Source organism: Paenibacillus sp. UMB7766-LJ446, from assembly GCF_030226665.1.
GTDB lineage: Bacteria > Bacillota > Bacilli > Paenibacillales > Paenibacillaceae > Paenibacillus > Paenibacillus vandeheii.
The window spans coordinates 326,343-342,832 of sequence record NZ_JASOYM010000002.1; the positions used below are offsets into that span (position 1 = coordinate 326,343).

Here is a 16,490-nt window from a genome sequence, read left to right on the forward strand (position 1 = left end):
AGCTTCGAATATTATATTCCCATATATATGTATACTTTCCGATGATGTCTCTTGCCGTTTTCGGCTTTTGTCCCGTCAGAATTTCAATGGCGTAGAGGGGAGTGATCCACCTATCTCAATCCTGTAGACAGTTTACGTTTACGGCTTGAAATAGGCGGAAATATGGCCCTGAAATCTATGTTAATAGATACGATAGTTGCCGCTCAAAGCCAGCAGACTAAAGAAATAAAGACAGTTGTCATAGTATCGGCGCACACCTTTGCGCAGCGGCGTGTTCCAAAACTGGTGCACGAACTGGCTTGCATGTGGACCGTCCGCTGCCAGAGAAGCCATAGCATTGGTGGCGAGGAGCCCAACCGGATGCAGCGATGGCTCGTCAAAAGGCTCACCTTCAATGGTATAGCGACGATAATCAGACATTTCAATTTCACTGAAAAAAGCCTGTATGCGATTGGACTGCTCCACTTGCCAGCGATCCTTACGGAACCATTCCCAGTCGAGGGCTATATTGGCCGCAACCCGGTAAGCATCACTGTAAAAGTGTCTGAAATCTCCATGACGTTGTGGCGGTGCAGGTGTGCCGTCAAAATTGGCGTACTCGGGTGAGAGTCCGGTCACCGGATGACATGCTTTGTGCAGATACACCCGGCTGGTTGCCGCAGCCTCTTTCCAAAAAGCTTGATCGCACTCATCTGCGTACTTCGCGAACAGTTCATAAAAATGGGGCAGATGATAGGACGGGTCGCTAAAAGGTGATTCCGGTATGAACTTGATTAATTTCGTTTCCGGGTCCCACATCGGATCGCCTTCGCCATGTTCTCCTTGATGTAGGCATGCATGTAATATTGTTCTCGCTTGCTCTGCATAATCATATGGCGCAGGTCCATCTCCCCAGCGGTTGGAGGCAAAGAAAAGGGCCATCGCAAAAAATTCTTCACCGTCCGGTGCTGGGCCTTGCGATATCCGCGTGCCATCAGGTTTGCAATGCCATGCAAAATAATCCTTGTATCGACCTTCCGCATGCTGCATGAATGTTTTCGAGAAATTCCAGAGTCGATCGAACTCTTCTTTTTTGTTCATTTGCACAGCCATCATCATGCCGTAAGACATGCCCTCGGAACGCACATCCAGATTGCCAGTGTCAAGGATGTATCCTTTGTCCTCACCCATGGGGTGATAGATGCGCGTATCCGGGTCACCGTAGAACAGCTCGGTCCAAGTGTCCTCGATTCTTGCATTGATTTCCTCATCCGTATAACCGAGTTCCAAAAACATATTTCTGTATTCAGAGGTGGTGTAAGCGCCTTCAATAGTGTGAGTCAAATTCGTTGCCTCCTTTTAGTCAATCATACTTGCTAAAGTATATCATGCAGGCTACTTATCAAATTAAAGCATTCACTTATAAAATTACAGTATTTTGGCCCGAGCTATTGGCCTGAAGAAAAATATGCGGAATAATGCAATGGTGCACATTGAAATATACATATCATGAAAGAGTACTAATTGGTTGGATTACGTCATTTTCTTTCCATATTTGAATGTTAAAATGAATTATAGACCTAAAAGTTGTATCGAATATGAATATGGGAGGAACGTAATGACAGAAGCAAATCAGAATCATCAACGCATGTGGTACAGCAAACCTGCCAAGATGTGGAACGAGGCTCTGCCAATTGGAAATGGTCGCCTTGGTGCAATGATATTTGGAGGCGTAGCCGAGGAACGCTTGCAGTTGAATGAGGATTCCATGTGGTACGGTGGGGCTCGTGATCGTAACAATGAAGATGCACTCCCAAATCTGCCTCGTATCCGCAAGTTCATTATGGAAGGGAAACTTCGGGAGGCTGAAGAGATTGCTTCCATGACGATGGCGGGACTTCCAGAGGCGCAGCGACATTATGTGCCACTTGGGGAACTGCAGTTATCGTTAAGCCATCATGATGGTCCAGTCGAGGATTATGTACGGGAGCTTGATTTGGACCGGGGCGTTTCAAGGGTAAGCTATCAGGTCAACAACATCCGTTATTCACGTGAGCTGTTTGCCAGCCACCCGGATCAGGCCATCATACTTCGAATCTCCTCAGATACAAAGAATGCAGTATCGATAAAAGCCCGATTCAACCGACAGAATTGGAGGTACATGGAGAAAACAAAGAAGTGGGACCAGAGCGGTCTGATCATGCTTGGTGAATGCGGTGGTAAAGAGGGTAGTTCTTTTGCTGTTGTTATGAAAGCGATTCCAAACGAGGGTTTCTGCCGCCTTCTGGGCGAGTACCTGCTGGTGGAGGGCGCGTCCTCGGTCACACTGATGCTTGCTGCGGGAACGACTTTCCGTCAGGAAGATCCGGAGTCACACTGTAAACTTCTTCTGGAAGAGCTTGGCCGGATTCCTTATGATACGCTGCTTGCAAGGCACACAACGGATTATGGTGAACTCTATAACAGAGTAGCATTGGATCTGACAAAGAGCTCTGATCGTAATGAACTTCCAACTGACAAAAGATTAGAAGAATTCCAAAAGGGATCTGAGGACCCGGGATTGATCGAGACCTATTTTCAGTATGGCCGTTATCTGCTCATTTCCTCCAGCCGGCCAGGCTCTTTGCCTGCAAATCTTCAAGGGATATGGAATGACAGTTTTACACCGCCGTGGGATAGTAAATTTACGATCAATATTAACGCACAAATGAATTACTGGCTGGCCGAAAACTGCAATATCGCAGAGTGTCACGAGCCATTGTTCGATCTGATTGAGAGAATGCGGGAGCCGGGCCGAATCACGGCACGGGTTATGTATGATTGCCGGGGGTTTACGGCACATCACAATACGGATATTTGGGCAGACACAGCGCCACAGGATACCTATCTTCCAGCTTCGTTCTGGCCGATGGGCGCTGCTTGGTTATGCTTGCATTTGTGGGAGCATTATCGCTATAGTCAGAACCGCATTTTTTTGGAACAGGCCTATGAAACCATGAAGGAATCGGCCGAATTTCTCCTGGACTATCTGATCGAGGATGCAGAGGGCCGTCTGATTACTTGTCCATCCGTCTCTCCTGAGAACAGCTATAAGCTGCCTAGTGGCGAGATTGGGGTGCTTTGCGCTGGGGCTTCAATGGACTTTCAGATCATCGAAGCACTGTTCAACGCTTGTATTCGCAGTGCCGAGTTGATTGGAAGAGACCATTCATTCAGGAAAGAACTCGCTGATGCCCTGAAGCGAATCCCGAAGCCGCAGATCGGCAAGAACGGCCAAATTCAGGAGTGGATGGAGGATTATGAAGAAGTGGAACCAGGCCATCGACACATCTCGCATCTATTCGGGCTGTATCCTGGAGAATGTTTCACTCCAGCACATACGCCGGAATTGGCGAAGGCTGCACGAATCACGCTGGAGCGCAGGTTGGAAAATGGCGGTGGACACACAGGCTGGAGCCGGGCCTGGATCATTCATTTCTGGGCACGCCTTGAGGATGGAGAGATGGCTTACGAAAATGTCAGAGCTCTGTTGGAGCACTCAACGTTGCCTAATCTTTTTGACAATCACCCGCCGTTTCAGATTGACGGCAACTTTGGTGGAGCATCGGGAATTGCTGAGATGTTACTGCAGAGTCACACTGACGTGATTCGGCTTCTGCCTGCTGTACCTGTCCAGTGGCATGAAGGGAGTGTTAGAGGCCTCAGAGCCCGAGGCGGATATACACTCGATTTCTCCTGGAAGATGGGGGAGGTGACTACAGTAACCGTAAAAAGTACAAACACTGGTGTTTGTCAGTTGCAAGGCCTTGGTCTCAAGCCCATTTCCTTTAATGCAGAGGCTGGACAGTCCTATACTTTCACCTGACGGATTGACAATCAAAATGGCTGGCAGAAGGCTGGGTATTGGAATAGAAACTATACTTTGTCAGGTAAAGACATAGCATTTAACAGGTTGTCTGCTTTACGTGCGAGCGTTAGACTTTAAGTTAATAAAGTATAAAAGACATCTGTTAGCATACGATGTTACTCTCATTTATCCGGGGAAGGAATGATTTTTCATGCAGGACATGAGTGAGACATCCTTGAACTTCGAGTCGCAAGCTTATCGTGATCTGATTGCAAAATCACTGCTGCATAAAGGTCATAATGCCAGACTGAAGAAGGCTATCGAGAAAACAAAACGAGGTGAGCCTGTAACGATTGCATACATCGGTGGCTCGATTACTCAAGGTGCCGGGGCGGAACCGATTCATATAAATTGTTATGCATATCAATCCTTTCACCTTTTCAAGAAAATGTTCGCTCCAACAAGTAACAGCTCACTACGTTTTATTAAGGCCGGGTTAGGCGGAACACCTTCCGAGCTTGGTGTAATCCGCTATCATCGTGATGTACTTAGAGAAGGGGAAGTCAAGCCAGATATAGTCATTGTGGAGTTCGCCGTGAACGATGCCGATGATGAAACCGAAGGAACCTGTTATGAAAGCCTTGTGCTGCAAGCATTAAGAGCTGACAATGACTCTGCTGTCATTCTGCTATTCAGCGTATTTAAGAACGACTGGAATCTGCAGGATCGGCTGGCTCCTGTAGGTCGGCACTACAACCTCCCGATGGTAAGTGTGAAAGATGCTGTTGTAGAACAGTTTCAACTTCCCCCTGAGGAAGGAAGACTCATCTCCAAAGAGCAATACTTCCACGACATCTATCATCCGACCAATGCCGGGCATCTCATCATGGCCAACTGTCTGGGCTGGCTGTTTGAGGTAACGGATCGTTCTGATCTGGATCAAGGAAAGGATACGATTAATAAACCACCACTAATCGGAAATGCATTTGTGGATGTGAAGCTGCTGGACCGACTGAATGGCGTGAGCGTCGCCCGCATCGATGTGGGAGGTTTTGGAGAAACGGATACGGATCTGCAAATGGCTGAGATGGATGATGATCCATACGGCACGCCTCATTTTCCTAATAACTGGATGTATACCAGAGAGAGCGGGAGTCAAGCTGGCAGCTTCAAGATGATTCTGCGGAGCAAGCGGCTCATTCTGATTTTCAAGGATTCTGCAAATGATGAGTTTGGTACCGCAAATATATGTGTGGACGGGGAGCTGGTCCATAAAGCAGACCCGCATCAAATCAATTGGACGCATTGTCATGTGCTGCTCCTGTTCGATGAGAAGCAGTCCAGCGAGCACATCATTGAGATTGGAATGGCCGAAGGTCATGAAGACAAATCGTTTACGATATTGGGGTTTGGTTATGTCGATTAACAACGGCATCTGGCTCAATAGAAGCTTGAGATGCAAGTGTAGGAGAGGAGAATGAGGATGATCGCAGCACCAAAAGGATACGACCAGTATAGGGAGGGCATACCGCGCGGGATCATTGAGACGGTGGAATATCCCTCGACCACGGTGGGGAATTCGCGCAAGGTAATGGTGTATACGCCTCCCGGATTTTCTTCGGATAATACGTATAACGTCCTTTATCTTTTACATGGCATAGGCGGGGATGAAACCGAGTGGTACAATCATGGCACTCCTCAGGTCATTCTCGATAATCTGTACGACGAGGGCAAACTTGAGCCGATGATTGTCGTTTTCCCCAATGGCCGCGCGATGCCGAATGATCGAGCAGAGGGGGATCTGTTTGCTCCGGATAAAATTCAAGCGTTCGAGAGATTTGAATCCGACCTGCTTGACGATTTAATTCCTTATATTGAAGAGAATTACCCGGTGTGGATCAATCGGGAAAACCGCGGGATTGCCGGTTTATCGATGGGCGGTGGTCAATCCTTAAATATCGGATGGGGTAATCTCGATCGATTTGCATGGATTGGAGCCTTTTCCGCTGCCCCAAACACACGTGCTCCGGAAGTGCTCATTCCTAATCCGAGTGAGATTACCGGGCTTGTGAGAAAACTTTGGCTGTCCTGTGGTGATCAGGATAACCTCAAACATATCAGTGATCAAATGCATGCTTATTTGGCACAACACGGCATTTCTCATATTTGGAATGAGGAACAAGGTGGGCATGATTGGCCAGTATGGAAGAATGGACTGTATCAATTTTCCCAATTGCTTTTTAAAATTTGATTTGGATCTCTTGGATCACTTAACTTAGTGAAACCTGATTTAAACGGTTAGACTTTATCCTGTCAAACCGTTTTTTTTGTTGTCTGACCATTCGGGAATCAGGTGATCCGAATCCTGATTAGGTTTGCCATTTGACATCTACATCACTATATCGTAATATTGTAATATAACGTTTTAGGAGGAATGAGTTTGTATACACCTGCCTTTGATAGTAGTGATCTTAAGCAGTTCGACGAACCTGCTAATCTGCTGAAAGCTTTATCTCATCCCATTCGTTTGTGCATTGTACGTGGGCTGATGCGCAAAAAGAAATGTAACGTTTCATATATGCAGGAGTGTCTTGATCTGCCGCAATCAACCGTATCTCAGCATTTGCAGAAGCTGCGCAGTGCAGGTATTGTCGCCACTGAGCGCAATGGCCTTGAAGTGAATTACGTGCTTGCGGATCAACGGATTGAACAGATTATACCTATTCTTTTTGGAGAGGACGATTGTGAATCATGAGCAAAAAAGTATTGATTGTTGGTGGCGTAGCAGGGGGAGCATCTGCTGCTGCTCGCCTGCGCCGCCTGGATGAACACGCCGAAATCATTATATTTGAGAAAGGACCCTATATTTCATTTGCCAATTGTGGGTTACCTTATTATATTGGAGGCACGATCGCTGAGCGCGATCGTCTGCTGGTACAAACACCTAAAGGAATGGCTGATCGTTTTCGAATCGATGTACGTACGAAGAGTGAAGTCATCGCGATTAATCCGCACAATCGAACCGTTCAGGTACAGAGCCATGAGCGCGGACAATATGAAGAAAGCTACGACGAGCTAATTTTGTCACCAGGTGCACGGCCTATTATTCCTGATCTGCCGGGGAAGGACAACCCGCTTATTTTCACCGTTCGCAGCATACCGGATATTGACCGCATCAAAGAGCAGGTGAATTCAGATAACAACGCTTCTGCAATCGTTATTGGTGGTGGATTTATCGGTGTTGAAATGGCGGAAAATTTAAAAGAAGCAGGACTGGACGTCACACTGGTCGAGGGTAACGGACAGCTGCTCACCCCATTTGATCCCGAGCTGGCAGCGGCACTGGGACAGGAAATGGAGCAGCATGGCGTTAAGCTGCTATTTTCACAGCGTGTCCAGGGTTTCCAATCACGTGAACAAGGGATTGGTGTGGAGCTTGCCGATGGTCGGGTTCTTGCCGCTGATCTGGTCATTCTGGCAATAGGCGTAGCTCCGGACACTGCTTTTCTGCAACATAGCGGTGTTTCCCTGGGTGCACGTGGACATATTATGGTCAACGAAGCGCTGGAGAGCAGTGTGCCGCATATCTATGCAGTTGGTGATGCCATTGAAGTAAATGATTATATTCATGGAACGAAGACTGTGATTCCGCTGGCTGGACCTGCCAATAAGCAGGGACGAATTGTTGCCGATCGGATTGCGGGATTACATTCAACGTACAAAGGAACACAAGGGACGTCCATTATTAAAGTATTTGGAATGACCGGTGCCTCAACCGGCAGTAATGAAAAAACACTAAAACGTCTCGGAATTGATTATCGCACGGTTATCGTACACCCTGGCTCTCACGCCTCGTATTATCCAGGTTCCAGCGCGATCACTCTCAAGCTGCTGTTTGCACCGGATGGTAAAATTCTTGGCGCTCAGGCCGTCGGTTATGACGGAGTGGATAAACGAATAGATGACATTGCGGTAGCCATACATTTTGGCGGTCAAATCAGCGATCTGGCTGAGCTTGAGCTGAGTTATGCACCGCCATATTCCTCTGCGAAAGATCCAGTTAACATGGCTGGATATGCAGCAGAAAATATCGTGACTGGGCGGGTAGACACGTTCACCTATGATCAGTTGTCTGCACGCGAACCCGAACAGTCTATATTGCTCGATGTGCGCAGCGAACTGGAGTATCGTAATGGGAACATTCTGGGTTCATTAAATATTTCAGTGGATGAGCTTCGTCAGCGTATTCATGAATTGGATTCCTCCAAAGAAATCTGGGTCTACTGTCAGGTCGGCTTGCGCGGATATACAGCTTCGCAAATTTTACGACAGCATGGCTTTAAAGTGAAAAACCTGAGTGGAGGCTATAAAACATACCGTCAAGCGCAATTTATACCCACACCATTTTTCACAGAAAGTCATGATAATACAAACGGTCAGCGTTCTGTCGAACAACTGCCAGCTACCAAAGAAACTGGATTGGAGCCGACCCAGCCGTCGTTAATGCAACCTTTGCTTATTGATAACGAACTGAACGTATGCGGTTTAAGTTGTCCAGGTCCGCTAATCCAGGTCAAGCAAAAAATGGATCAACTGACAGACGGACAGACCCTGCGCGTAAAAGCTTCCGATCCGGGATTTTATGAAGACGTCAAGGCATGGGCAACCATGTCAGGCTCCACACTTCTACAGTTGGAACGTGGGAAGGGGAGCATTATTGAGGCAGTACTTGCCAAGAACACAGCCCAACCCGTATCCTCAGCTAAGCAAACTCCTGAAGCTGAGCCTGCCAGTACGTTGGTTGTTTTCAGCGGCGATCTGGATAAAGCCATTGCGTCATTTATTATTGCGAATGGGGCAGCGGCAAGCGGACGAAAAGTAACGATGTTTTTTACCTTCTGGGGATTGAATATCATCCGCAAGCATGAGCCACAACCTGTATCCAAAACAGGGATAGGCCGAATGTTTAACATGATGCTGCCAAGCAGCAGCCGCAAGCTGGGTATGTCCAAAATGAACATGCTGGGAATCGGGCCAAAAATGATCCGCGGTCTTATGAAAAATAACAATGTTGCTTCTCTGGAGGAACTGATACAGACCGCAGCAGAGCAAGGCGTTGAGATGGTGGCTTGCCAGATGTCCATGGATTTAATGGGCATTCAACGTGAAGAAATAATGGATCAGGTTACCATTGGTGGCGTGGGTTATTATTTGGGACAAGCGGCTCAGGCAAATCATAACCTGTTTATATAAAAATCGATATTAATCGGATCTCTGTTACAACCTGAACATCTTAATCTTATAAAAAATTATCTATTTGAGTCTGTACGTTTTTCGATGAAAGCCACTAATGTAGTGGCTTTTTCTTTATATACTTTTTCTTTACAAACCAAACTTCGCTCTTGTTGTTCATGAATGAACCTTCTTGTCCTTTCACGCAATAAACGGAACGGAATATGCAATGAAAATGTACCTTAATTACCTTATTATGTAATAAACCCGCCATGATTCAGTCCATATAGTAAGCGCTTTCCAGTTAGTTTCTCATGGGTTAGTACAATGTACAGGATTCTTTATTTGAAGAGGAGGATGAGGTTAATGAGTGTACGTTTCAAAAAAACGATTAGCGTAATACTTGCCTGCTTGACTGCTCTGCCAGTTATGATCACGGCACAAACTCCAGCGAAGGTGTCCGCAGCCAGTGATGTAACGATTAATCTGTCGGCAGAAAAACAAATTATACGGGGCTTTGGAGGGATCAATCATCCTGCCTGGATCGGAGATCTTACAGCGGCGCAACGGGAAACCGCTTTTGGTAACGGTCAGAATCAACTTGGCTTCTCTATACTGCGAATCTATGTCGACCCGGATCGGAATAACTGGTCTCGCGAAGTCCCCACAGCCAAACGTGCGATTGAGCAGGGCGCTCTCGTATTTGCTTCACCATGGAATCCGCCCAGTGACATGATTGAAACCTTTAATCGCAACGGGGATACAAATGCCAAACGACTCAAATACGACAAATATGCCGCATATGCGCAGCACCTGAATGATTTTGTAACCTATATGAAAAATAATGGTGTAAATCTGTATGCGATTTCCGTACAAAACGAGCCGGATTATGCACATGATTGGACTTGGTGGACGCCTGAAGAGATGCTTCGGTTTATGAAAGAAAATGCCGGATCAATTAACAACACCAAAGTGATGGCACCCGAGTCGTTCCAATATTTAAAAAATATGTCTGATCCGATATTGAATGACCCGCAGGCTCTTGCCAATATGGATATTCTCGGTGCCCATACGTATGGAACACAGTTCAGCAACTTCCCTTATCCATTGTTCAAACAGAAAGGCGCAGGGAAAGAACTTTGGATGACTGAAGTTTATTATCCAAACAGCAACAATAATTCGGCTGACCTCTGGCCAGAAGCGCTCGACGTCTCTTATCATATGCACCATGCTATGGTAGAAGCAGATTTTCAGGCTTATGTCTGGTGGTATATCCGCAGGCAGTACGGTCCGATGAAAGAGGACGGCACGATTAGCAAGCGCGGTTACAATATGGCTCATTTCTCCAAATTCATTCGTCCAAGTTATGTTAGGGTTGACGCAACCAAAAATCCGGATACGAACACATATACCTCAGCTTACAAAGGAGATAACAAGGTCGTTATCGTTGCAATCAACAGAGGTACCTCGGCAGCAAGTCAAAGGTTTGTTTTGCAAAACGGCAATGCTTCGACAGTTTCCTCCTGGGTCACGGACGTCAGCAGAAACCTGCAGGCAGGATCACCCATTAGTGTATCCAGTGGTGCTTTTACAGCCACGCTGCCACCACAGAGTGTTACAACCTTCGTTGCCAGTTTGACAGGTGTTTCGAGTGTTTCCAACGATAGTACCTATGAGGTCGAGACGGTTCCTAATCAGGCAGCAGGCAATTGAAATCATTCAACGTTAAAGGAACAGCCTGCTGCATTTAAGGCCAATTCATTCAAGAAAAAAAGACGTTCCTGGATTACCGGGAGCGCCTTTTTTTTCGTTATGACTGGTGTAACTTATAACGGGGAGGTGACTGTTCCTTCTATAATAATCCAGCCCATTTCAGACCAAGCCAAATCCCGTCTTGCTCTGCATGGGTCGTCACATGGGAAGCTATTTGTTGCAGAGGATACGGGGCGTTGCCCATGGCAATGCTACAGCCTGCATAGCGAAACATCTCCATATCATTGAAGTTGTCACCGAAGGCATACACATCTTCAGGGGGAAATCCGATTCGGGCAGCGAGTTTGGAAACACCTTCCGCTTTGGAGCCCCCCGCAGGCAGAACATCCATGGAGAACGGATGCCAGCGGACAAAGTGGAGATCACGAAACCTTTCGCGGTAGGACGATTCCTCTTCTGTTGAACAGAACAGCATCGTCTGATAGATAAGTCTGTTTTTGCAGAATTGCTGATTAACCCCAGGGTGGGTCACGCCAAGCGAAGTTAGGCAAAGGTCTACATGGGGGTGATAATCCTGACTGCAGCTCATTTGCGAATGATCAAGATAGATAAGTGGATGTCCGGATAAGCCAGCGAATGCAGACAGTTGATTCAAAGCATCCGAGCGGATGGGATTGCTGTGAATGAGTTCCCCGTGATGAATCACATATTGTCCATTGAAGCTAACATAAGATGCCAGTCCAAGTTCAAGGCGAACCTGTTCCAACATGAACGGAGATCGTCCTGAAGCCAAAGCTACTGTATGACCGGCTTCTTTTAACGCCTGAACGGCTTGCTTAGCGGAAGCGGGAATCCGATTATGACGATCCAGAAGAGTACCATCGATGTCAAAGAAAATCAGTTTCTTGGTTTGAATCAAAACGTCACACTCCTTCGCCGCTGACGGAAGAAAGACTCAGACTCACTTGGTCGTTCAGGGAGAACGGAAGGGGAGAGATGACTTCCCAACGTGTGTCATCGCTGCGGATGTCATAGTGAAATTCCTTCCCTTGAAACTGGACATTGACAATCTCACCCGATATCCCCGCTTTGCCTGAAGGCTGCAGCTGGAACTGATCCGGCCTGACGGGATATAAGCCGTGTGATTTGAAATAGTTCGCAACCTGCTTGCCAGGCCAAGAAATATTCGTGCTGCCCTTAGGCATGAAGACATCCGCATCCCAGTGACCTGTGACCAAATTGGATTTCGATACGAATCTCGCTACGAATTCGGTCTCCGGCCGCAAATAGATCTCCTGTGGCGTTCCAGCCTGCTCAATCCGTCCATCCTTCATAACGATGATGCGGTCAGCCATAGCAAGGGCTTCGCCTTGATCATGCGTAACGTAGACTACAGCCGATTCGGTATTTCGATGTACCTGTTGAATCTCACGTCGCATATCCATGCGAAGCATGGCATCCAGACTGCTGAGAGGTTCATCCATCAGCAGCAGTGAAGGCTGGGGAGCGATGGCCCGTGCGATAGCGACGCGTTGTTTTTGTCCCCCGGACAGCTCATGCGGCATGCGGTCTGCCAGATGTGAAAGTCCCGACATATTCAGAACTTCATGGATCCGGTTCTGTTCGTTATTTTTAATATGAGAAGGTGTTGATTTGTGTGTCCGTATGGGGAAGCGGATGTGCTCAGCCACATTCATATGCGGCCACAGTGCAAAGGACTGGAATACCATGCCGATTCTTCGTTTTTCCGGGGGGAGCAATGTCCCTGAGCCTGCAACCACCAGGTCATCCATGAGAACCTCGCCGCTGCTCGGCTGCTCGAATCCGGCAAGAATGCGCAGTAATGTAGTTTTCCCACAACCTGACGGTCCAAGGATCGCTACGAATTCTCCATCCTTAATCGTTAAGTCGATGGAATGAAGTGCCTGGAAACTGCCGAAGGACTTGCTAACCTGTTTGATCTGGATACTCATGACTTCACTCCCTTACGTGCAGCCCATCGCTGAGCAATGAGCAAAATTACTCCTCCTGCCGCAATAAGTGCGACAATCAGACTGGACAATGCGGTTGAATAGAGGGTATCCCCTGCTTGCTCAAAACTAAATATGGTGACATCAATAGTCTGTGAACCTGAAGAATACAACAGTGCCGATACGGTAAGCTCGGTCAGGGCAGTCAGGAAGACCAACATGCCTCCTGTCAGAATACCCGGCAGTAATAATGGCAGCAAAACTGCCGTCCACTTGCGCCAGAAACCGGCCCCGGAGATCCGTGCAGCCTCCTCCATCGATGAATCCAGCTGCATGAATGAAGTGACACTTGAACGAATCTGAAGAATAAGAAATCGACAGATATATGCGATAAACAAAATGGTCATCGTCCCATATATGCCAGGGTTCCAGCCAGGGATCGGCTCCATCCATACCAGAATCATGGACAGGGCGAACACGATACCAGGTAAGGTGTAGGGTACGGCAGTGGCCAGCTCGGCCATTTTATTGAATCGATTAGGCTTACGTACCCGTATATACGCAAATCCTGAGCCTATAATCAGACAAGCGAGCATCGTGACGAGGGCGAGGACAAGACTGTTCTGGATCGCCTGCCACACACGCTCATTCTCAAAGAGAATATATCTGTAATTGTCTAAAGTCATATTGGCACGTGTAAGACCGAGCCCATAGGCTCTTTTGAAAGACATCGAGAACATGGAAGACAATGGTACAATAGTAATCAGCAAGAGACCCGACCATATAGCCAATGTTAATGGCTTCCGCATGCGACCCAAAGCATATCTGGGGGCCAGATCGGGCTGCATCGTGTCGGAAGCATGATTTTTGCGCAAAAGCATCCATTGCAATAGACTTCCGACTACCGCAGCTGCACCGAGCAGCACAGATAAGGATGCACCACGGGCGAATGCCGAAGGTCCAAACCCGATAATTTCTTCATATATAAGCGTGCTGAGAACTGAAATGTTTACAGGTGTGCCGAGAAAGGCCGGTATGCCGAAATTGTCCAGCGAAGCCAGAAATACAAGCAATCCTCCAGCCGTCAGGCCCGGCAGGGCAAGTGGCAATGTAATGCGACGGAAAACTTCCATCCTTCCGGCACCTCCAGCTCTTGCCGCCCATTCCAGATCACGCGGGATTTTGCGCAGTACATCCAGTGTGAACATGTACACCAGCGGAAAATGATGAATACCCATAACAAATACAATTCCACCTAAACTGTACATACTCCATGGGGCGAGTCCGGGATGAATCCATTGCAGTACACCCGCAAGCCATCCCTGTGATCCGGTAAAAGAAGACCAGGACAACGTAAGAACATAGGAGGGTAGAATAAAACAAAGTAAAATCCCCATATGCAGGGCGGACTTATTCCGGATATCCGTGTAGGCAACGATCCAGGCCAGTGCTGTTCCGAGCACCAGAGAGAGCACAGTAGAACCGGTAACGATAAATACGGTATTGCGTAATGTGGACCAAAAACGGTCCTGTTGCAGTAATTCGCTATAGTGAGATAGCGTTAAACCTTGCTCGCCTTGAAAACTGAGAAGAACCAGCTTCAGGATGGGGTATACAAAAAATATCAGTACGGCTGCTGCACCCAACAGGGCTGCAAGTCGATTCCAACGTAACAGGTCGGAGAGGGAGGAAAAGGGCTTGCGCCCTTTTGCTTGTCCCCGCAGAACCATTCTATTTGTTTTCACTTTCTCCATAAGAACAGCTCCAATCCTTACTCGCCAAACACATTAATGAATTGCTGTTTGTCTGTTTCACGATCAGCTGCAAGCTTGGCTGCATCGCCAGGCAAAATCTTCATTTCCGATACACCTTTAAGTCCTTCAGGTGGAGCAATGCCTTCACGAATAGGGGAGTATCCGATCTCGGCTGACAGCTTCTGGCCATCTTCAGAGAGAACAAAATCCACAAAAGCCTGGGCAGCAGGAACATTGGCAGCTTCTTTCATGATCCCAATCGGTTCAGTGATGATCGGAACACCTTCTTCCGGATAGATCAGTTCAACCGGAGAACCTTTCGCTTTTTCTCGGGCCACGAGGTAATCAACAACGACCCCATACGATTTTTCACCGCTGGCTACAGCTTTTATTACGGCACCGTTACCTTTAATGACGGACATACCATTCATCTTGGACTCCTGCAGAAAATCCCATCCGAATCCATCTGTACGGCTGAAGACACCAATGTTGTAAGCGGCCGCGCCAGAGTATAGAGGACTCGGCATGATACTTGCATTTTTGCTCTCAGGCATAGTCAGCACTTGCCAGGAAGTTGGTTGTGCTGTGACTTTTTGGGTATTGGTAGCCAGTACCGTTGCCATCACCTTCGTACCAGCGTACATGCCATCCGGATCAACAAGATCTGTCGGAATCTGACTTAATTCTGGTGACTTGTAAGCGAGCAGAAGATTATCGGTTTTCAGATTTTCAAAGGTAACTGCATCCGCCAGCAGGAGTACATCCGCCTGAGTTTTGCCGGCCTGGCGCTCTGCCTGAATTTTGGCTGTGACTTCCTCCGTTCCAGAACGGAAGATGCTAACCTGAACATCGGGATATTTTTGGTTAAAAGCATTGACCAGTTTGCCTGCATCCTCTTCAGGCTGTGAGGTATAGAAGGATAGCTTCCCTGATACCGAATTTGAAGCTGCGCCTGAATTGCCTTGATCTGGAGTGGCTTGTCCCTGAGCGGCACAACCACTGAACACAATCATGCCTGCCAGCAGGGGCAGTAGTAACGTCTTTTTAAATGGAATCACAGATAATCTCTCCTTTGGGTGTCTATCTTATCGTTCAGTAAGTCATACTATTTCAGAAATGAGAATCGATTAGAGCAAGTAATTGTGGATGGCCTGTGCCACACCGTCTTCGATGTTGCTGCCCGTAACTATATCCGCTACTTCCTTCACATGAGGCTCAGCATTGCCCATGGCAATACCGATTCCTGCCCATTGCAACATATCCAGATCATTATCATAATCCCCGGCAGCCGCAACCTGCTGAGGTTTGATATCGTGTGCGAGGCACAATCTCTCCAAGGCTTCACGTTTACTAATTCCAGCGGAGTTGACATCGAATCGCAAACTTCCAGTTCGCGTGCATTCAAACAATCCTAACCCGCCAAGGGTATGAAACAGTTTCTCGCGTGAGGCATGGTCCTTACAGATGACAGCTGCTTTGTAGAGCGTGTTCGGCATATTGCGTACAAAGGTTCTGAAATCCTGTCCGACCTCGACCAATTGAATAAGATCAGCCTGATCCTTGTACCGTTCTTCCGATCCTTCTAATTCGGGTCGGATGACGACATTGTTCAAGGCCCAATTCCTGTTGATATCATTGATTTCCTGAACATAGAGCACATTGTACCCATAGAAATGAATGTAGGCTCCTTCTTGCTGGATGACATCCAACATAAGCAGAATATCTTCCGTTTTCAGTGGAACACCTTCAAGCATTTCACCTGTCACCGGATCTACGGTCACCGCTCCGTTAAGTGCAACCAGTGGGAAAGTCATGGAGACTTCCCGGGCATGAAGCCATACGGAAGCGGGAAATCGGCCGGATGCAATGGTGACATTCACATTCCCTGACATGAGTTGCTTGATGGAGCTTCGTGTCATGGGGGTTATTACTTTGTCCGGATTCAGCATCGTGCCGTCCAGATCAAGGGCCAACAATTTGTACATGAGAAGATCC

The 16,490-nt window shown here is 47.5% G+C and carries 12 protein-coding genes; 6 read left to right on the forward strand and 6 right to left on the reverse strand.

Going from position 1 to position 16,490, the window contains the following annotated elements:
- Positions 1-180 precede the first annotated feature (180 nt).
- Complete coding sequence (locus QP794_RS06465) at positions 181-1,275, reverse strand: family 8 glycosyl hydrolase (protein ID WP_483311883.1); 1,095 nt, start codon at positions 1,273-1,275, stop codon at positions 181-183.
- Between the two features lie 322 nt (positions 1,276-1,597).
- Between QP794_RS06465 and QP794_RS06470 the strand changes: the two genes are divergently transcribed.
- The 6 genes from QP794_RS06470 to xynC all read left to right on the forward strand — a co-directional run bounded on the left by QP794_RS06470 (position 1,598) and on the right by xynC (position 10,771).
- Positions 1,598-3,844 (forward strand): glycoside hydrolase family 95 protein, encoded by a 2,247-nt coding sequence (locus QP794_RS06470; protein ID WP_285075451.1) that lies wholly within the window; start codon positions 1,598-1,600, stop codon positions 3,842-3,844.
- Between the two features lie 202 nt (positions 3,845-4,046).
- Positions 4,047-5,252: an SGNH/GDSL hydrolase family protein gene (locus QP794_RS06475; protein WP_285075452.1), complete on the forward strand. Its 1,206-nt coding sequence runs from the start codon at positions 4,047-4,049 to the stop codon at positions 5,250-5,252.
- Between the two features lie 57 nt (positions 5,253-5,309).
- Entirely contained in the window at positions 5,310-6,077 is a 768-nt protein-coding gene (locus QP794_RS06480) for an alpha/beta hydrolase (protein ID WP_285075454.1), read from the forward strand.
- Between the two features lie 183 nt (positions 6,078-6,260).
- On the forward strand, positions 6,261-6,581 hold the full coding sequence (locus tag QP794_RS06485; RefSeq protein ID WP_285075456.1) for an ArsR/SmtB family transcription factor: 321 nt from the start codon (positions 6,261-6,263) through the stop codon (positions 6,579-6,581).
- Positions 6,578-9,079, forward strand: coding sequence for an FAD-dependent oxidoreductase (locus tag QP794_RS06490; RefSeq protein WP_285075457.1), 2,502 nt, complete (start codon positions 6,578-6,580; stop codon positions 9,077-9,079). Before QP794_RS06485 ends, QP794_RS06490 begins: the two co-directional genes overlap by 4 nt.
- A gap of 345 nt (positions 9,080-9,424) precedes the next feature.
- Entirely contained in the window at positions 9,425-10,771 is a 1,347-nt protein-coding gene (xynC, locus tag QP794_RS06495) for a glucuronoarabinoxylan endo-1,4-beta-xylanase XynC (protein WP_285075458.1), read from the forward strand.
- 139 nt (positions 10,772-10,910) lie between these two features.
- Here the strand turns inward: xynC and QP794_RS06500 are convergent, their stop codons facing one another.
- From QP794_RS06500 to QP794_RS06520, 5 genes are all read right to left on the reverse strand, one after another.
- Complete coding sequence (locus QP794_RS06500; protein WP_285075459.1) at positions 10,911-11,690, reverse strand: Cof-type HAD-IIB family hydrolase; 780 nt, start codon at positions 11,688-11,690, stop codon at positions 10,911-10,913.
- Positions 11,691-11,694: 4 nt separating this feature from the next.
- Positions 11,695-12,744, reverse strand: a complete 1,050-nt coding sequence (locus QP794_RS06505) for an ABC transporter ATP-binding protein (protein ID WP_285075461.1) — start codon at positions 12,742-12,744, stop codon at positions 11,695-11,697.
- Complete coding sequence (locus QP794_RS06510; RefSeq protein ID WP_483311875.1) at positions 12,741-14,495, reverse strand: ABC transporter permease; 1,755 nt, start codon at positions 14,493-14,495, stop codon at positions 12,741-12,743. Before QP794_RS06510 ends, QP794_RS06505 begins: the two co-directional genes overlap by 4 nt.
- 17 nt (positions 14,496-14,512) lie before the next feature.
- Entirely contained in the window at positions 14,513-15,508 is a 996-nt protein-coding gene (locus QP794_RS06515; RefSeq protein ID WP_483311884.1) for an ABC transporter substrate-binding protein, read from the reverse strand.
- Positions 15,509-15,622: 114 nt separating this feature from the next.
- A complete protein-coding gene (locus QP794_RS06520) occupies positions 15,623-16,480 on the reverse strand; it encodes an HAD family hydrolase (RefSeq protein WP_285075464.1) in 858 nt (285 codons plus the stop codon).
- Positions 16,481-16,490: the final 10 nt, after the last annotated feature.